Genomic DNA, 17,362 nt, shown 5'->3' on the forward strand with positions numbered 1-17,362 from the left:
GCACGGTTCGGTGCCAGGAGGGTGGATGCCCTTGGCGCCACGGGACATCTGGGGTGGCGAGCCTTCGCATGGGGATGTTCGGTATTGTGTTCGGATCGAACATCGTCACACTGCGCTACGGCCTCGAACCGTGTAACCGGCTCGTTCGAGAGGGCTGAAGCAGGGAGGGTCTTTGCGTTACCCAGCTGCGGCGCAGTTTCTGCGTAACGCGATACCAGACGTCATCCATGCCTATCAGACGGCGTTGAGGACGGTCCGAAGTCCCTTGGTCATGCGCAAGGAGGCGTGGCCGAAGTGCCGCGACCAGGCGCAGGCGATCGTGGAGGACTGCGTCGCGCGACTGACCGGGGACGGCCCGCTCGAGTCCGCCGAAGCCTGGCGGTACTCGCATCTCGTGGGCACCGACCGGGCCAACCAGGGAATCGCGGTCGCCGAGTCGGTGCGTGCGGTGGAGATCCTGTGGAATGCCATGCAGCCGACCATCAACTCCGCCGTACAGCACGAGGCGCCCGCGCGACGGGCCCCCGCGCTGTTGCTGATCAGTACCGCGTTCCGCTCCAGCGCCGGAAGCCGGCTCTACGCGGGCGCCGTCGGCTATGGCGGGGCCACCGCCCGGTCCTCCGGCACCCTGCCGAACGACGACGACACCGCAGCCGCAGCGGGCGTCTCCGAGGCGGCGCCGATGCACGCCGGGGTGGGCGTGGCGTTGTCCCGGCGTGAGAAGGAGGTGCTTGAGGGGGTGGCGAAGGCGATGACCAACAGCCAGATAGCCCGCCAGCTCGGCATCACCACGGCGACCGTGAAGCGGCATCTCAACAACATCTACGGCAAGTTGGGCGCCGTCTCCCGCATCGACGCCGTCAACAAGGCCTTCGGGCGCTACTGACACGGGGACCGCTGCACGGGCGACGGTCACGCCGGTCCGTGCAGCAGGAGCGCGAGCAGCATGGCCACGTTCGCCGCGAACTGGGTGCGCATGAACACGCGGTACGCACTGCGGCGGGTCTTCTTGTCCCCGTCGGCGACCCGGGCCGTACGGACGATCTGCGCCACCATGCAGACGGCTCCGATCGCCACGGGGACCGCGCCGGCCAGCGTCAGCGGAGCCCAGACCAGCGCCGCCAGCACCCCGCCTGCTCCGACGAGGAGAGCACCCGCCGCCGCGACCGCGCGGGCCCGGGCGGCGCCGTAGCGCACGGCCACGGTACGGCGCCCGCCGACGGCGTCTCCTTCGACGTCACCGAGGTCCTTGACGACCGCTCCCACCAGGGCCATCCAGGCGCTCATCACCGTGGCGAAGACCAGTCCGGAAGGGCCCGGTTCGCCTCCCACGGCAACGGCACCCGCCGCGAACGAGGTCCAACCGAGCCCGAACACCACCACCGCGCAGGTGCTGCTCCAGCGTTTCGCGGGAAACGGCGGCGCCGAATAGAGCCAGCCCAGCAGCAGGAACAGAGCCACCCACGGGGTGAGCCCGGGGACGTACAGCGACAGCAGAAGGGACCCCGCGGCCGCGACCGCGGTGAGCAACGCGGCCGTCCGCTCCGGCAGATCGCCCCGGGCGATCGGACGGGCGGACCCGTTGGCGCGGTCCTCCCTGACGTCCAGCACACCGTTGACGAGGTAGGCGGCCACCACGGCCAGCCACCAGACGAGGACCCCGGCGGCCAGGTGCGGTCCGTCCGCCAGATCCTGGGAGACGAAGGCGGCGCCCACCGTGAACCGCGTGAGGAACACGATCTGAACCACAGGCCGTGCCTCGACCAGGCTCAGACGCGCGTAGCGGAGGCCGCGGCAAAGCGAAGCACGAGGCCGCGATTCAGGGAGGAGAACTCTGCCGGAGGTCACTGTCACGGCGTTCAGCCTACGAGGAACGTGTCGCCCCAGGCCGTGACTGCATCCAAGGGTGTACTCAGGACCTCGCCCGCGCCCGCGTCCTCGCCTCTGCCCTCGCCTCCGCCCACGCCCTCGTCCTGATCGCGGTCGCGGGCCCGGTGCATCCTTGGGTGCAGTTCCGCCTGCCCGCCGCTCCTGGTTGACATCGTATGGGTCGACCGAGGAAGCAGGAGAGAGTCATAGGTGGCCGGCATCAAAAATGCTCGGCGCGTGACTGCCGATCTGCCAAAGGCCGCCTGAAACCGCTCGCCGGAACACCGCCGGTGGATCAGGCTGGTTCGGACTGCTCGACCCAGGCAGCGGGAACACGGTCACCGCATTCCCGCCGACTGGGTGATCCCGGTTTCGATGCAGCTGCCGATGAATGCGAAAGCAGCTATCGATCTGCACTGTGACGTGCCGTTCCACTACCGGGAGGTAAGCGAAGTGGATTACCACATGGGTACGGTCACCCTGGGTGGCTCGCTGCCAGATAAATTGGAAGCAATCGCTGACGCCGGCTTCTCTGGTATCGAATTGATGGAATGGGACCTTCAGGGATCCTCGGTGCCCGTCGCCCGATCCATGGCGGAAGACCTCGGCCTGGAAATCATCAATTATCAACCGCTCAGGGATTTCGAAGGCGGCCCCAGGGACCAGCTGGGGCCCAAGCTGGACCGAATCGAGCGAATATTCGACTGCATGGAGCAGTTGAGGACGAGCACGCTGATCCTGTGCAGCAACGTCAGCGACGTTTCGGATCTCGACGACAACGCAGTCGCCGATGACCTGGCGCTCTTGGGAGAAAGGGCCGCAGCCAGAGGGTTTTCGATCGGTTACGAAGCGCTGTCCTGGGGGCTGCGGGTCAATACGTTCCGTCAGGCCTGGAGAATGATCGAGCGTTCCGGCGCCGGAAACGTAGGTCTGGTGCTGGACAGCTTTCACACCCTGGCCCTGAACGACCATTTCGAGGATCTGTCCGACGTGCCGCCCGATCGCATCGCACTGATCCAGGTGTCGGATGCTCCCCGCATGGATATGGATGTGAAGTCCTGGAGCCGGCATCACCGCTGCTTGCCGGGCGAGGGAGATTTCGACGTAGCCGCGTTCCTGGCACCCGTACTGGCCAACGGCTACGACGGCCCGATTTCGCTTGAGATATTCAATGACCATTACAAGGCGCGGCCCCCTGCGCCGCTGGCGCGACAAGGTATGACCGCCTTGCGCGAAGTCACGTTGGCGGCGATGTTGCCGGCTCCGCGAGAAGGAAGGCAGTTCCATGAGCACCGAGTATGAAATATTCGACTTCCCGGACGTCGAACCCGGCCCGGAGAAGCCGTTGGTGCTCGGCCCGGCGGGCGAGGTCTTCAACTTCGTGCAGACCGGTGAAAGCAACGGCGGCAAGTTCCTGTTCTCCAAGCTGACCGTGCCGCCGCACGTCGGCCCGCCGCCGCACATCCATCACCGTACCGATGAATGGTTCTATGCGCCGAACGGCGGATTCAGCATCTTCATGGGGCCCACCGAATTTCCTGACCTGGACATCACGCCGGGCGATGGCGCCGACAAGGAAACGGTCGCCATGCTGCCGATGCGCCCGAAGGAACTGCTCTACGTTCCACGCAACTACACGCACGGTTTCGTCAATACGACGAATACCAACCAGGAGATGTGGCTGGTCTGGTCGCCGGATACGCCGGAGAGTTCCATCCTCCCGTATTTCATGAACGCGGGCAAGGTCGTGACCAGCAAGCAGGACATCACGGAGCCGGAATTCCTGTCCCGCATTCGTCTTGTTTCCATGGCCCGCGACTACGGCATCAACCAGAGCGCGGACTTCTGGGACTTCGTCAAGGGCGTCGTGGAAGACAGGCCCGAATGGCTGCCGAGCGACAGTCGCGCGAGGCTGCTGAACCTGTTGCACGATGAAATCGAGACGCAGGCGTAGTCTCATGGGCATCGACAACAACACCTCGATCGCCATCGTCGGCGGTGGACTGGGCGGAGCCGCGACGGCCGCGCTGTTGCAGCAGGCCGGCTATTCCGTGGCGGTATTCGAGCAGGCGCGCAAGTTCGAGCCCGCCGGCGCCGGGATCCATCTGTCGCCCAACGTGATGCGCATCTTGGGCCATGTAGGGATCGATGACGCACTCGTCAGATCTGGGCACCTGCCCGAATCATTCACCAGCCGGAACCTGACATCGAATTCCGTCAGGTGTGCATTGTCGCTCGGTGACCAGGCGAAGGAGAGGTACGGAGCCCCCTATCTCACCGTCGGCCGCGGCGTTCTCCATCGAGAGCTGATCGACGCCCTGCGGCCGGGCAGCGTGCAGTACGACAAGCGACTGGTTTCGCTCGACGACCGCGGCACGGAGGTGCGGATGCACTTCGCCGATGGAAGCACCGCCGAAGCCTCCTGCGTCATCGGTGCCGACGGTCTGGGGTCTCAGGTCCGTGAAGTGATGCACGGCGCCGAACGCCCCAGTTTTTCCGGCCAGATCGCGTACCGGGCGACAGTGCCCGCGCACACCCGAATCCCTGTCGACAGGCGGTGCATCACCAAGTGGTGGGCCGACGAGCGCTTTGTCATCGGCTACCCGACCGACTCCCGGAGCGATGACTACTACTTCGTCGCCGGCGCGGCGGCTGACGCGTGGACGCATCCTCAGTCCTGGGTCGACGGCGACAAGGACGAGATGCTTGACGCTTTCACCGGCTCTTGCGATGAAGTCCTCAGCCTGCTCAATGCGGCCCGGTCCCTGACCAAATGGCCGCTCTTCGAGCGCCCGCCGTTGCAGCAATGGGGACGAGGGCGGATCGCGCTCCTCGGCGACGCCTGTCATCCCATGAGGCCGCACATGGCGCAAGGGGCGGCCATGGCCATCGAGGACGGCGTGCTGCTGCTGCGCTGCCTGGAAGCCGAGGACGAGATCGAGGCCGCATTCTGGCGTTACGCCGAGAGCCGCAAGCAACGTACCGCTCGGGTCCAGGCCGTGTCCGCCGAGAACTCGTGGCTCAAGGATGCCGAAGACCCGGCCTGGGTTTTCAGCTATGACGCGATGAACGTTGATCTACATGAATTCAGGAGACATTCCACGTGTACGACACTGACGTCCTGATCGTCGGGAGCGGTCCGGCGGGGTCATCCGCAGGATTGATGCTCAGCACGTACGGCATCGACAACCTCGTGATCACGAAACATCGCTGGCTTGCCGACACTCCGCGTGCCCACTACAAGAACCAACGCACCATGGAGGTCTTCCGGGACCTGGACGTGGCGGAGGAGATTCTTGCCAAGGCCTCACCCAAAGAGGTCATGGGCAATGTCGTCTTCTGCACCAGTCTGGTAGGCGAGGAACTGGGGCGACTGCCCTATGGCGCCAACAGGGCACAACGGCAGAGCGATTACGCGTTGGCCAGTCCGGCCGAACATTGCGACCTGCCGCAGACCCTGCTGGAACCCATCCTGTTGTCCAATGCTGCTGCGCGCGGCAGTCATGTCCGGTTCGACACGCAGTTCCTGCGGCTCGACCAGGACGAGCACGGTGTCACCGCGCAGGTCCTGGACAGGTTGAGGCGCGAGCGTTACGAGATCCGGGCCAAGTACCTGATCGGGGCGGACGGCGGCAACAGTCTCGTGGCGGACCAGATCGGCCTGCCCATGGAAGGCCACATGGGGCTCGCCGGCAGTATCAGCATCATCCTGCAAGCGGATCTCTCCCACCTCGTGGCACACCGTCCCGGCTATCTCTGGTGGATCATGCAGCCGGGAGCCAACGTCGGGGGCATCGGCATGGGCCTCCTCCGCATGGTCAGGCCGTGGAACGAGTGGCAGATCGTGTGGGGCTACGACATGAGCGCAGGCGAGCCCGATGTCTCCGAAATCGATGCGGTCGGCATCGCCCGTCAACTGATCGGCGACGATTCAGTGGACATCACCATACGCTCGGTCTCGACGTGGACAGTGAACCAGAAGTACGCCACCAAGTACTCCCGGGGGCGGGTGTTTTGTATGGGCGATGCGGTGCATCGTCATCCGCCGTCGAACGGCCTGGGCTCGAACACGTCGATTCAGGACGCCTATAATCTGGCGTGGAAAATGGCGATGGTCTTGAAGGGGCAGGCGTCGGACCGACTCCTGAACTCCTACGACCAAGAACGCGCGCCGATAGGCAAGCAGATAGTCGAACGCGCGAACAAGAGCATCGAGCAGTTCGGGGGCATATTTTCCGCACTCGGATTGGACGCGAACCTGGATGCGGAGCAGATGCGTGTCAACATGTCCGTCCTGAAGGAGGCTTCCGGGGCGGGTGCCGAAAAGCGGAAGATGTTGCGCGAGGCCATCGAGCTCAAATCGTATGAGTTCGCAACGCAAGGCGTCGAACTCAATCAGCGTTATGCGTCGCAGGCCGTCCTTCCGGACGGTACCGCGCAGCCCGCGTGGCAGCGCGACCCCGAGCTGTACTACCAGGCGTCCAGCCGGCCCGGCGCCCGCCTGCCGCATGCGTGGCTCGACCGGCAGGGGACGCAGGTCTCGAGCCTGGACGTGGTGGGCAAGGGAAGGTTCACGTTGCTGACGGGGCTGAACGGGCAGACCTGGCTCCAGGCCGCCAAGCGCGTTTCGGAAGAGCTGAACCTCGAGATCGCTGCGCATGTCATCGGCCCCGGACACGCCCTGCAGGATCTCTACGGCGATTGGGCAGACGTTACGGAACTGCCGGAGGACGGCTGCCTGCTGGTGCGTCCGGATGCGTTCATCGCCTGGCGCAAGGAGGACTCTTCTGCGGCCGTGGACTCGCTGCGCGCAGCCTTGCGCGAGATTCTCGGGCGAGGTTCGGACGGGCGGAGCGACCGGGACGGGCCGATGCGCTCCGGAGGCGAGCGGGCCTCGGCGGCCCTTCCGGACATGGCGATGAACAAGTAGAAGAGGTGCGCATGACTATCCAGACGTCTTTTCAGGCGGGGCGCGTTACGCCCGAAGGTCCTGAGATCCGGGCATCTGCTGCCGGCGAGATCCGCAGGATGCAGGAGCTGATTCGCGGGATGGCGGTCACCCAGATGATTGCCGCGGCCTGCGAAGCCGGACTTCCCGATGCGGTGGACGACGACGTAACCTCGCTGACCTCTCTGTCCGGACGCCTCGAGGTTCACGCAGGCGTCCTGACGCGGCTTGCCCGAGCACTGTCGTCCTATGGCATATTCGATGTCGATGCGGACGGCGGAATTCGCCACAACGAAGCCTCGCGCCTGTTGAGGACCACCACGGCCGGCCCCTCGCTGCACTGGGCTGCGCGATTCTGGGGCATGCCGGGCATCTGGCGGTCCTGGGGAGCGCTGAGCCATTGCGCCGGTACCGGCGAGGAAGCGTTCTCGCACGTCAACGGCCAGGACTTCTTTTCCTACATGAACGGAAGCCCTGAAGAGGAAGCGCTCTACCAGCGCTATATGGCGAGCGGATATCCCGGGCGCTATGCGGCGATCGCCGACGTACTCACGGTGGCCCCTGGCGAACGAGTGATCGACGTCGGCGGGGGAACCGGAAGCCTGGCGCGGACGATTCTCGAACGACACCCGGACGCGCAAGCCGTCTTGTACGACCAGGCCAGCGTCATTTCGGCGCTGCCCGAGGCGCCGGAGGACGACCGGCTGAGCACGTGCGCGGGTAGTTTCTTCGACGCGGTACCCACGGGCGGAGACGTCTACATCCTGTCGTGGGTGCTTCACGACTGGCCGGACGAGAAGGCGGAGTCCATCCTTCGCAACTGCCGCAAGGCGATGAGCGCCGGCGCCCGGATCGTTGTCGTGGATCGCGTTCTGCAGGAGTCGCCGAAGGATTGCGATCCGCTCGATCTGGTGCTGGATCTGCAGATGCTGGTCCTGCATGGAGGGCGTGAGCGCACACTGGACGACTTCACGCGACTCCTGAACGCGGCTGGCTTTTCCGCTCCTCAGGTCCTGTCCGCGCGTCCGGAATTCTCGGTCATCCAAGCATGTGCCGTGTGAACGTCGATTCCCTATCCTGTCGAGAGAGCAATGACCACTGAGAGTGCAACAAGCCGGACGTCGCAGCTCGGCATGTCACGCGGCCTGACCTTCCTGATGGCTCTGGCCTGCGGCGCGGTCGCAGCCAACATCTACTACGCGCAGCCCTTGGTGGCGTTGATCGGCCCCGATGTGGGCCTGAGCGCGAACGCCTCCAGTCTTGTGGTGACCCTGACCCAGATCGGCTATGGCGCCGGCCTCGTCGTGCTGGTTCCGCTGGGTGACATCTTTGAGAACCGTCGTCTCATCATGGTCACCTTGGCGGCCTGCATGGCGGCGCTGCTGAGCGCGTCGGTCGCATCGAACGCCGGCCTGTTTCTCGCCACTTCGCTGGTCATCGGCCTGAGTTCGGTCGTGGTGCAGATGCTGGTGCCCTTCGCGGCTCATCTTGCCCCGGAAGAGAGCCGTGGACAGGTCGTCGGCAACGTCATGAGCGGCTTGCTGATGGGAATCCTGCTTGCGCGTCCTGTGGCCAGCATGACGACGGATCTGCTCGGCTGGCGTGCGATTTTCGCCATCTCCGCCGGCCTCATGCTGGTGCTTGCCGTCACCCTGCGTTCGGTCCTTCCGGAAAGGAAGCCGAGCACCTCCGTCCCCTACCTGGCGTTGTTGGGGTCGATGGGGCAATTGCTCGTCCGCACGCCGATCCTGCGGCGACGGGCGTTCTACCACGCCATGTTGTTCGGTGCGTTCAGCCTGTTCTGGACTGCGGTGCCACTGATCCTGGCGAGCCCGGCGTGTGGTCTGAGCCAAGGCGGAATCGCCCTGTTCTCCCTGGCGGCGGTGCTCGGGGCCTTTGTCGCGCCGGTTGCCGGCCGTATCGCCGACCGCGGACTGACGAAGCCCGCGACGGGCTTCGCGATCCTGACTGTGGTGGCCTGTTTTCTTCTGGTGTTTGCCAGTGGCGGACACGTCGTCGCGGCCCTGTTCGTCGCGGCGCTCCTGCTTGACGTGGGGATTTCGTGCAACCTGGTGCTGGGGCAGCGTGCGATCTTCTCGCTGGGGGCGGAGATTCGCAGTCGGCTGAACGGCCTCTACATGGCGATTTTCTTCATCGGAGGCGCGGTCGGGTCTGCCGTGGCCAGTTCGGTGTACGCGTCGTACGGGTGGGCGGGTATCGCCTGGTGCGGTATCGCCTTCCCGTTGCTGGCGGGCCTCTACTATCTGACGGAGCTGATGCCACGGCGTCCCGCGCCGGCCGGGTGATCCGGGGGCTTCCGCCATACCGTCACCGCGGCCGGCGAACCCCGCCGACGGTGACCCAGATCCCGGGGGATTGGCATCCCCACACAGCGGGAAGATAGGCTGAGGCCTCACATTCCCGTGGTTTACCGCGAGAAGTTGTCTGAGCCGTCACGAACGGATTCGCTCTGCTCCGACGAGAGTTCTGGTCCCTCGGAGCCGCCGAGCGCGTAGTCGTCACCCGACACCGCTCTTTGCGCGCCATCTTGTAGTACTTCCGGACTTACCGTCCGACTGCTGAATTCTGCGCGCTGCCCTTCGAATCAGTCTTGCGAACGGGCGCCCTCCTCTCATCCGACTCGGGTCAGCAGGCGCGCCCAGCATTCGAGCCAAGCCAACAGGAACGAGCAGATGACCGAACAGATGACAGGTGCTCAAGCTCTGGTCAGGGCTTTGGAGTACGTCGGAGTCGACACCGTGTTCGGATATCCGGGCGGCCATATCCTCCCCGCCTACGATCCGCTCTACGACTCAACCAAGGTCCGCCACGTACTGGTTCGGCACGAGCAGGGCGCCGGACACGCTGCGGAAGGGTATGCCCAGGCCACCGGCAAGGTCGGCGTCTGCATGGCCACCTCCGGCCCGGGCGCCACCAATCTGGTCACTCCGATCGCCGACGCGTACATGGACTCCGTCCCGATGGTCGCCATCACCGGTCAGGTGTCGAGCAGCATGATCGGCACGGACGCCTTCCAGGAAGCCGACATCTGCGGCATCACCCTTCCGATCACCAAGCACAACTTCCTGGTGACCGACCCTGACGACATCGCGCGCACCATCGCGGAAGCCTTCCACATCGCCTCCAGCGGCCGTCCCGGTCCGGTACTGGTCGACATCACCAAGGACGCGTTGCAGGCCGGCACCGAATTCCACTGGGAGCCGACGCCGCAGCTGCCGGGCTACCGGCCGGTCACCCGGCCGCACGCCAAGCAGATCCAGGAAGCGGCCAAGCTGATCTCCGAGGCCGAGTGCCCGGTGCTGTACGTCGGCGGCGGCGTGCACAAGGCGGGCGCCTCGGCGGAACTGCTCCGCCTGGCAGAGCTGACCGGTATTCCGGTCGTCACCACGCTGATGGCCAGGGGCACCTTCCCCGACAGCCACCCGCTCCACATGGGGATGCCCGGCATGCACGGCAGCGTCTCGGCGGTGGGCGCGCTGCAGAAGGCAGACCTGCTCGTCGCCCTGGGCGTGCGGTTCGACGACCGGGTCACCGGGCAGCTGTCGTCGTTCGCACCGGGGGCCAAGGTCATCCACGCGGACATCGACCCGGCGGAGATCTCCAAGAACCGGGTGGCGGACGTACCGATCGTGGGTGACTGCAAGGAGGTCATCGACGCCCTCGTCGACGCGATCGATCGCCCTGGTGACTACGCCAAGTGGCGTGCGCTGCTCGACAGGCTGAAGCAGACCTACCCGCTGGGGTACGAGGACTTCGCGGACGGCTCGCTGGCTCCGCAGTATGTCCTGGAAAGGCTCAGCTCCATCGTCGGGCCGGACGCCCTCTACGTGGCCGGCGTCGGCCAGCACCAGATGTGGGCGTCCCATTTCATCGGCTTCGAGCAGCCCGGCGCCTTCATCACCTCCGGCGGCCTGGGCACGATGGGTTTCGCCGTGCCCGCCGCGATGGGCGCCAAGATGGGGCGGCCGGACACGGTGGTCTGGGCGATCGACGGAGACGGCTGCTTCCAGATGACCAATCAGGAGCTGGCCACCTGCAGGATCGAAGGTGTGCCGATCAAGGTCGCGGTCATCAACAACGGCAACCTCGGCATGATCCGCCAGTGGCAGTCGCTCTTCTACGGCCAGCGGTACTCCAACTCCGATCTGCAGACGGCCCAGCGCGTCCCCGACTTCGTGAAGCTGGGGGAGGCCTACGGCTGCGTCAGTCTGCGGTGCACACGGCCCGAGGACGTGGACGACACGATCGCCAAGGCGATGGAGATCAACGACGTGCCGGTGGTCATCGACTTCGTGGTCCACGAGGACGCCATGGTCTGGCCCATGGTCCCGGCCGGGACCAGCAACGACGACATCAAGATCGCCCGGGACATGACTCCGAGGTGGGAGAGCGACGACTCATGAGCAAGCACACTTTGTCGGTCCTCGTCGAGGACAAGCCCAGCGCGCTCACCCGGGTCACCGCCCTCTTCAGCCGGCGCGGCTTCAACATCGACTCCCTCGCCGTCGTACCGGACGACGGGGACGGCTTCTCCCGGGTCACCCTCGTGGTCGACGCGGACGACACACCGCTGGAGCAGGTGACCAAGCAACTCGACAAGCTCATCAACGTGCTGAGCGTCACGGAAGTCGGCCGTGCGCGGCCGGAGGCCGTGTAAGAACCGGTGGCAACGAGGAAACCCCGGGGCAGAGCCCTGAAGGGGGCTCCGCCGCAGGTCAGGGTCGGCCCGCAGGCAATCCGCCACGACGTCTGATCCGCACGTCCGCACGCACGACGGCTCGGCAAGGGGTCGGCTCCTCCGGGAGCCGGCCCCTTCGGCGTCGGCTGCTCCGGGGCGGCACGGGGTCAGGCGTGGGGGACCGCCGTGGCGAGGATCACCTCGAACTCCTCGAGGCTGCGCGTGGTCGCGCGGGCCTTCGCCGTGGCCTCTCCGCGGACCGCCGCGACGGCGCCACGGGATGCCACGAATGTGTCGCGGTCGGTGTAGAGCGCGCCGACAGCGGCTCTGCCCCGGTCGCGGTCGATGAGCAGGGAGATGCCGGCCATTCCCGGGATCTTCTGGACCTTGGGCAGTGAGGTGTCGCGGAACGTGTCCACCAGCAGGTCGAGGTCGGCCGGCTCGACGTCCATGCGGACCAGCCGGAACCCCGCGCCCGGCCCGAGGTCCTCTGCGCGCCGGGCGACCGCCGCTTCCCAGTTGTCGACCGTCACCGTCCGCGCGAAGGGCGCCATCATCTCGGCCCGCCGCTTGCTCAGGTTCTCGTAACTGGCCTGCCGGGAGGCCTCGTCCTCCCACCACGATCCCACCAGGAGCTTGCCGAGCTCGCGGTCGGCGAACAGCCCCATCCCGCGAAAGCCCGGCTGCGCCGACAGCAGCGCGCGCCCGTCGGTCCGGAGCGCCTCGACGACACCGTCGAGCTCGGCCGGATCACCCGTTGCATAGATGCTGCGAACGTACATAGCGCCCTTTCCTGCCATGCGGTGGCCCCGTGCGGGCTCGTGTTCCCCACTCCATGCGATGGCTGGGGCGGAGGGGAGGCAACATGGCAGGGGCAATCAGGTGAAGAGGCGGCCGCCGCTTCAGCGTCTGAGTGCTGTCGTGACGCCCCAGGCGGTGTCGAAGGTGTACTGGCAGAACTGCGGATCGTCGCCGATCGTCGCGTCCAGGACGGCCAGTGCGTGCAGGTGGGCGCGGAGTTGGGCGGGGTCGGGGCGAAGGCTCGCGAGAACCGAATCCCGCCTGTTCCCGGGGAATATGCCGGCGCCCCCGCTGTTGATCACGAACGAGGAAGCGGTGCTTCCCGGCAGTGCCGTCGATCGAGGGGGGAATTCCGATGTCGTACCCGGAGTATCCGGAGCAGGTCTACCACCGTGAGGAGGGCGAGGTCAGTGCGGTCTTCCGGACCGTGGACACCCCGCCCGAGTTCGGCGTGGCCGGCGGGGACGCGATCCACTACCTGGCCACCAAGGAGTCCACGCGGGGCGAGTTCGGGCTCTACCGGGTGGAGATGAGCCCGAAGGCGGGCGGGCCGAAGACGCACTTCCACAAGACGATCTCGGAGTCGTTCTTCGTGCTCGACGGCACGGTCCGGCTGTTCGACGGCGAGGACTGGGTCGACGCGAAGAAGGGCGACTTCCTGTACGTACCGCAGGGCGGCCTGCACGCCTTCCGCAACGACTCGGACGCGCCCGCGGAGATGCTCATGATCTTCGCGCCGGGCGCGGCCCGCGAGGCCTACTTCGAGGGGCTGTCGGCGATGGCCGACGCGACCGACGAGGAGCGCACGGAGTTCTTCGTACGCCACGACTCCTACTTCGTGGAGTAGCGGAGTAGCGGAGTCGCGGAGTAGCGGAGGAACGGAGGCCTGGTGGGGGCTTCGCGGGTGCCTCGACTCCGGGGGCGGTTCGGCGACGGTAGCGGGGCGTTAGCCGTACGCAAGCGGGACGGCAGGGTGGGGCGGGAAGGTGTAGTCGGCACCGAGTTCGGGGCCGACCGACTCGAAATACGGGGGAGAACCACCATGCGTACGAAGCGCAAGAGCACCGTCCTGGCCGTCGCGGCCGTCGCCGTCCTCTCGCTGGGGATGACCGCCTGTGGCGGCGACGGGGGGACCAGGGACGAGGGGAGCGCCGCCCCGCAGGCGCAGGCGGCCGACGGTGGCTCCACCACCGGCGGCAGCTCGGCCCCCACGACCGGTGGGGCCACGACCACGACCGGTGGGACCACCGCCGGCGGCGGCACCGCCGGGGGGACGGGCACCACCACCGGCAGCGCCACCGGTGGCAAGGCCGCCAAGACCGCCTCCACCGGCAAGGGATCCTCGGCCAAGGCGGCCGCCTGCGGCTACGGCGACGTGAAGATCACCGCCCGGAAGGCGGCGGACGAGACGCCCACCGAGCACATCGTGCTCACCGCCAAGAACACCTCGGGCCGCATCTGCCGCCTCGACGGGTATCCGCTGATCGCCTTCGGCCCGATCCAGACCGCCAAGGACGTCCCGGCCGTCGCCAAGAGCAAGCCGGCCGCCCCCGTCGTCCTCGAGCCCGGCGCGCCCGCGTACGCGAACGTGCGGATCGCGCTCGGTGGGGCGCACGAGGACAACAAGGTCGTGACGACCTTCAACGTCAACCTCTTCGCGGGCGACGACCCCGCCGAGGGCAGCGTCGTCGTCAAGGCACCGGCCGGCGGGCTCGCCGTCGACGAGGCGGCGGCGAAGACCGGGTACTGGACGCACGAGCTCCGCAACGGCGCCGACGACTTCTAGGGCGGAGTGGCTGGACGTGCGCGCGTACCCGATCGGAGGCGAACCCGATCGGGTACGGACAGGAGGCCTCAGACCACGACCGACGGACGGAGCCTCCATGTCGTACCCCGAATCCCGCCACCACGGTGAGAAGGGCGAGATCAGCGCCGCGTTCCGGCCCGCCGGCACGCCCCCGGAGGTCGTCTCCCCGAACGGCACGCGCGCCCACTACCTCGCCACCACCGCCTCCACCGGCGGCGAGTTCGGTCTGTACCGGATCGACATGACGCCCCGGGCCGGCGGGCCGGCGCCCCGCTTCCACCGCTCAGCGGCTCGTCGGCGGCTTGTCCCGGTGGCCCGCCCGAAGGCTCACGGCGCGCTCGGTGCCAGGCCCGTCTTCGCGCCCGCCCCGCACAGCGGTACGACGGTGGTGCCCGGCCGTTCCGGCGCGGCGCGGACGGCGGCCCAGCAGGCGACGCCGGTCGGTTCGACGTACAGGCCGCGGCGCGCCAGGTCCAGTTGGGCGGCGCGGATCCGGTCCTCCGTGACGGTCAGGAAGGTCCCGCCGGAGGCGCGTACCGCGCGCAGGATCTGTGCGGCCCGCGGCGGGTTCGGGATGGCGATGCCCTCCGCGAGGGTCGGGCGGGCGGCGGCGGGCGCGGGCAGTTCGTCCGCCCCCGCGTGGAAGGCGGCGGCCAGCGGGGAGACGGCCTCGGCCTGGACGGCGACCAGGGCGGGGCGGTGGTCGACGAGCCCGTGGCCGTACAGCTCCTCGACGGCGAGGGCCGCGCCGAGGAGGAGGGTGCCGTTGCCGACGGGCAGGACGAGGGTGTCGGGGAGCCGGCCGCCGAGCTCCTCCCAGAGCTCGTACACGTAGGTCTTCGTGCCGTGCAGGAAGTGGGGGTTGTAGACGTGCGAGGCGTAGAAGACCCCCGGCTCGTCGGCGGCGGCGCGGGCGGCCCGCGCGGTGGCCTCGCGGTCGCCGGGGACGACGACCGTACGGGCGCCGTGGGCGCGGATCTGCTCCAGCTTCTTGGGAGAGGTCCCGTCCGGTACGTACACGGCGCAGTCGAGCCCGGCCCGGGCGCAGTACGCGGCGACCGCCGTGCCCGCGTTGCCGCTGCTGTCGGCGATCACGGAACGCGGCTCCAGGCGGCGCGCCAGCTCGGCGAGCATCACGGCGCCGCGGTCCTTGAAGGACAAGGTCGGCATGAGGAAGTCGAGTTTGGCCGAAACGGCTCCGGTGCCGGAGCTGCTCAGCGGGACGAGTGGGACGAGTGGGGTGCGGCCCTCGCCGAGGGTCACATGAGGGATCTCGGTGGCCAGCGGCAGGGCCTCCTCGTAACGCCACAGGGAATTCACACGTGACGCGAGGGACGCGAGAGGCACCGGCGCACTGGTGAACTCGAGGTCCCAGGGACCGCGGCACTCCGGACAACACCAGGTGAGGGCGGTCGCGGGGGCGTGAACCTGGCAGCGGGGACACACGTAGGCCGTCATGATCGCCAGCATGTCAGGTGTGTGAAACGGGTGTTACGTGGCGCTCCTAGCCCTTGTGGGATTCCTATGGATCCGTCAATCTTTCGCTCGGCAGCCGGACATGAGGAACGGTCACGGGCACCCCTGTGCCGTCTTGTCATGCCCCTGCCGAAGTGTGCAATGCAACCCCCACAGCAGAGCACCACCTATGAGGAGGACCCCTCACATGTCCGTGATGCGTGACTCGCGGCGCAGACTCGCCGCCGCCGGCGCCATAGCCGTCGCAGCCCTCGCCCTCGGCTCCCTCTCCGCCCTCCCGGCCACCGCCGCCGGGACCACCGCCGAAGGCGTCATCCTGAACGCCGGCGCGGAGGGGACCGTCGCCGACAGCTACATCGTCACCCTCCGCGAGTCCGCCGCCCAGGCGGAGACCGCGAAGGGACGAGCCGTCGCGACGAAGTTCGGCGCCAAGATCAAGCGCACGTACACCGCGGCCCTCAACGGCTACTCCGTCGAACTCTCCGAGGCGCAGGCCAAGAAGCTCGCCGCCGACCCGGCCGTCGAGTCCGTCAGCCAGAACCGCGTCTTCCACATCGACGGCACGCAGCCCTCCCCGCCGTCCTGGGGCCTCGACCGGATCGACCAGAAGGCCCTCCCGCTCAACCAGAGCTACACCTACCCGGACACCGCGGGCCAGGGCGTCACGGCGTACATCATCGACACCGGCGTCCGCATCACCCACAGCGACTTCGGCGGCCGCGCCTCCTACGGCTACGACGCGATCGACAACGACAACACCGCCCAGGACGGCCACGGCCACGGCACGCACGTCGCCGGCACCGTCGCGGGCAACTCGTACGGCGTCGCCAAGAAGGCGAAGATCGTCGGCGTCCGCGTCCTCGACAACTCCGGCTCCGGCACCACCGAGCAGGTCGTCGCCGGCATCGACTGGGTGACCCAGAACGCCGTCAAGCCGGCCGTCGCCAACATGAGCCTCGGCGGCGGCGTGGACACCGTCCTCGACGACGCGGTCCGCCGTTCGATCGCCTCAGGCGTCACGTACGGGGTCGCCGCCGGCAACGAGACCGACAACGCCACCAACCACTCGCCGGCCCGGGTCGCCGAGGCCATCACGGTCGGCGCCACCACGTCGACCGACGCCAAGGCCAGCTACTCCAACTACGGCTCGATCCTCGACCTCTTCGCGCCGGGCTCCTCCATCACCTCGTCCTGGAACAGCAGCGACACCGCGACCAACACCATCTCCGGTACGTCGATGGCCACCCCGCACGTCGTGGGCGCCGCGGCCCTCTACCTGGCCGCCAACCCGACGGCGACCCCGGCGCAGGTGTCGACGGCACTCGTCAGCGCCGCCACCCCGAACGTCGTCGGCAGCCCCGGCTCCGGCTCCCCGAACCGGCTGCTGTACGTCGGCGGCGGTACGACCACCCCGCCCGGCCCGCGCTTCGAGAACACCGCGGACTACGCGATCAACGACAACGCGACCGTCGAGTCCCCGGTCACCGTCAGCGGCGTCTCGGGCAACGCCCCGGCCACGCTCCAGGTGCCGGTGAACATCGTCCACACCTACGTCGGCGACCTCCAGGTCCAGCTGATCGCCCCCGACGGATCGGCCTACACGCTGAAGGGCTTCGGCACCGGCGGCAGCTCGGACAACATCAACACCACGTACACCGTCAACGCCTCCTCGGAGGTCGCGAACGGCACCTGGAAGCTCCGCGTCACGGACAACGCGAACATCGACACCGGAAAGATCGACTCCTGGGCGCTGCAGTTCTGA

Annotated in this window: 15 protein-coding genes and 1 pseudogene; 12 read left to right on the forward strand and 4 right to left on the reverse strand. The window is 67.5% G+C overall.

Annotated elements, in window-relative coordinates:
* Positions 1-271 precede the first annotated feature (271 nt).
* On the forward strand, positions 272-886 hold the full coding sequence (locus ACIGEZ_RS12130; RefSeq protein WP_399829277.1) for a LuxR C-terminal-related transcriptional regulator: 615 nt from the start codon (positions 272-274) through the stop codon (positions 884-886).
* Positions 887-912: 26 nt separating this feature from the next.
* On the opposite strand, the gene ACIGEZ_RS12135 is transcribed toward ACIGEZ_RS12130, so the two are convergent.
* Positions 913-1,749 carry a UbiA family prenyltransferase gene (locus ACIGEZ_RS12135; protein ID WP_399829279.1) on the reverse strand — a complete coding sequence of 279 codons (837 nt, stop codon included), beginning with the start codon at positions 1,747-1,749 and terminating at the stop codon, positions 913-915.
* A gap of 495 nt (positions 1,750-2,244) precedes the next feature.
* Between ACIGEZ_RS12135 and ACIGEZ_RS12140 the strand changes: the two genes are divergently transcribed.
* The 8 genes and pseudogenes from ACIGEZ_RS12140 to ilvN form a co-directional block, all read left to right on the forward strand.
* A complete protein-coding gene (locus ACIGEZ_RS12140) occupies positions 2,245-3,171 on the forward strand; it encodes a sugar phosphate isomerase/epimerase family protein (protein ID WP_399829282.1) in 927 nt (308 codons plus the stop codon).
* Positions 3,155-3,823: a cupin domain-containing protein gene (locus ACIGEZ_RS12145; RefSeq protein ID WP_399829284.1), complete on the forward strand. Its 669-nt coding sequence runs from the start codon at positions 3,155-3,157 to the stop codon at positions 3,821-3,823. The genes ACIGEZ_RS12140 and ACIGEZ_RS12145 overlap by 17 nt, the downstream gene beginning before the upstream one ends.
* Positions 3,824-3,827: 4 nt before the next feature.
* On the forward strand, positions 3,828-4,994 hold the full coding sequence (locus ACIGEZ_RS12150; protein ID WP_399829286.1) for an FAD-dependent monooxygenase: 1,167 nt from the start codon (positions 3,828-3,830) through the stop codon (positions 4,992-4,994).
* Positions 4,973-6,799 (forward strand): FAD-dependent oxidoreductase, encoded by a 1,827-nt coding sequence (locus ACIGEZ_RS12155; RefSeq protein WP_399829288.1) that lies wholly within the window; start codon positions 4,973-4,975, stop codon positions 6,797-6,799. Before ACIGEZ_RS12150 ends, ACIGEZ_RS12155 begins: the two co-directional genes overlap by 22 nt.
* An 11-nt stretch (positions 6,800-6,810) precedes the next feature.
* Positions 6,811-7,878, forward strand: a complete 1,068-nt coding sequence (locus ACIGEZ_RS12160; protein WP_399829290.1) for a methyltransferase — start codon at positions 6,811-6,813, stop codon at positions 7,876-7,878.
* Between the two features lie 30 nt (positions 7,879-7,908).
* A complete protein-coding gene (locus ACIGEZ_RS12165) occupies positions 7,909-9,123 on the forward strand; it encodes an MFS transporter (protein WP_399829292.1) in 1,215 nt (404 codons plus the stop codon).
* A gap of 387 nt (positions 9,124-9,510) precedes the next feature.
* Positions 9,511-11,241: an acetolactate synthase large subunit gene (locus ACIGEZ_RS12170; protein ID WP_399829294.1), complete on the forward strand. Its 1,731-nt coding sequence runs from the start codon at positions 9,511-9,513 to the stop codon at positions 11,239-11,241.
* Positions 11,238-11,468 (forward strand): annotated as a pseudogene (ilvN, locus tag ACIGEZ_RS12175) (acetolactate synthase small subunit); the annotation flags it as partial. The gene ACIGEZ_RS12170 and the pseudogene ilvN, both read left to right, overlap by 4 nt.
* A gap of 215 nt (positions 11,469-11,683) precedes the next feature.
* Here ilvN and ACIGEZ_RS12180 read toward each other — a convergent pair.
* Entirely contained in the window at positions 11,684-12,298 is a 615-nt protein-coding gene (locus ACIGEZ_RS12180; protein WP_399829296.1) for an antibiotic biosynthesis monooxygenase, read from the reverse strand.
* A 120-nt stretch (positions 12,299-12,418) separates the two neighbouring features.
* The gene (locus ACIGEZ_RS12185; protein WP_399829298.1) at positions 12,419-12,619 is read right to left on the reverse strand and encodes a hypothetical protein; all 201 of its coding nucleotides are present in this window, start codon (positions 12,617-12,619) and stop codon (positions 12,419-12,421) included.
* A gap of 53 nt (positions 12,620-12,672) precedes the next feature.
* On the opposite strand from ACIGEZ_RS12185, the gene ACIGEZ_RS12190 reads away from it, so the two are divergent.
* Both ACIGEZ_RS12190 and ACIGEZ_RS12195 read left to right on the forward strand, forming a co-directional pair.
* Positions 12,673-13,164, forward strand: coding sequence for a cupin domain-containing protein (locus ACIGEZ_RS12190; RefSeq protein WP_399829300.1), 492 nt, complete (start codon positions 12,673-12,675; stop codon positions 13,162-13,164).
* A gap of 195 nt (positions 13,165-13,359) precedes the next feature.
* On the forward strand, positions 13,360-14,103 hold the full coding sequence (locus ACIGEZ_RS12195; protein ID WP_399829302.1) for a DUF4232 domain-containing protein: 744 nt from the start codon (positions 13,360-13,362) through the stop codon (positions 14,101-14,103).
* Between the two features lie 348 nt (positions 14,104-14,451).
* Here ACIGEZ_RS12195 and ACIGEZ_RS12200 read toward each other — a convergent pair whose 3' ends face one another.
* Entirely contained in the window at positions 14,452-15,594 is a 1,143-nt protein-coding gene (locus tag ACIGEZ_RS12200) for a threonine synthase (RefSeq protein ID WP_399829304.1), read from the reverse strand.
* A gap of 193 nt (positions 15,595-15,787) precedes the next feature.
* Between ACIGEZ_RS12200 and ACIGEZ_RS12205 the strand changes: the two genes are divergently transcribed.
* A complete protein-coding gene (locus ACIGEZ_RS12205; protein ID WP_399829306.1) occupies positions 15,788-17,362 on the forward strand; it encodes a S8 family peptidase in 1,575 nt (524 codons plus the stop codon).

Origin of the sequence: Streptomyces sp. NPDC085481, assembly GCF_044541845.1 — a bacterium.
Classification (GTDB): Bacteria; Actinomycetota; Actinomycetes; order Streptomycetales; family Streptomycetaceae; genus Streptomyces.

What these genes read in the sequence shown, in the direction of transcription:
- ACIGEZ_RS12200 (WP_399829304.1), bottom strand. Translation starts at nt 15,594, where the DNA reads ATGCTGGCGATCATGACGGCCTACGTGTGTCCCCGCTGCCAGGTTCAC.
- ACIGEZ_RS12195 (WP_399829302.1), top strand. Translation starts at nt 13,360, where the DNA reads ATGCGTACGAAGCGCAAGAGCACCGTCCTGGCCGTCGCGGCCGTCGCC.
- ACIGEZ_RS12145 (WP_399829284.1), top strand. Translation starts at nt 3,155, where the DNA reads ATGAGCACCGAGTATGAAATATTCGACTTCCCGGACGTCGAACCCGGC.
- ACIGEZ_RS12190 (WP_399829300.1), top strand. Translation starts at nt 12,673, where the DNA reads ATGTCGTACCCGGAGTATCCGGAGCAGGTCTACCACCGTGAGGAGGGC.
- ACIGEZ_RS12170 (WP_399829294.1), top strand. Translation starts at nt 9,511, where the DNA reads ATGACCGAACAGATGACAGGTGCTCAAGCTCTGGTCAGGGCTTTGGAG.
- ACIGEZ_RS12165 (WP_399829292.1), top strand. Translation starts at nt 7,909, where the DNA reads ATGACCACTGAGAGTGCAACAAGCCGGACGTCGCAGCTCGGCATGTCA.
- ACIGEZ_RS12150 (WP_399829286.1), top strand. Translation starts at nt 3,828, where the DNA reads ATGGGCATCGACAACAACACCTCGATCGCCATCGTCGGCGGTGGACTG.
- ACIGEZ_RS12130 (WP_399829277.1), top strand. Translation starts at nt 272, where the DNA reads ATGCGCAAGGAGGCGTGGCCGAAGTGCCGCGACCAGGCGCAGGCGATC.
- ACIGEZ_RS12140 (WP_399829282.1), top strand. Translation starts at nt 2,245, where the DNA reads ATGCAGCTGCCGATGAATGCGAAAGCAGCTATCGATCTGCACTGTGAC.
- ACIGEZ_RS12180 (WP_399829296.1), bottom strand. Translation starts at nt 12,298, where the DNA reads ATGTACGTTCGCAGCATCTATGCAACGGGTGATCCGGCCGAGCTCGAC.
- ACIGEZ_RS12160 (WP_399829290.1), top strand. Translation starts at nt 6,811, where the DNA reads ATGACTATCCAGACGTCTTTTCAGGCGGGGCGCGTTACGCCCGAAGGT.
- ACIGEZ_RS12205 (WP_399829306.1), top strand. Translation starts at nt 15,788, where the DNA reads ATGTCCGTGATGCGTGACTCGCGGCGCAGACTCGCCGCCGCCGGCGCC.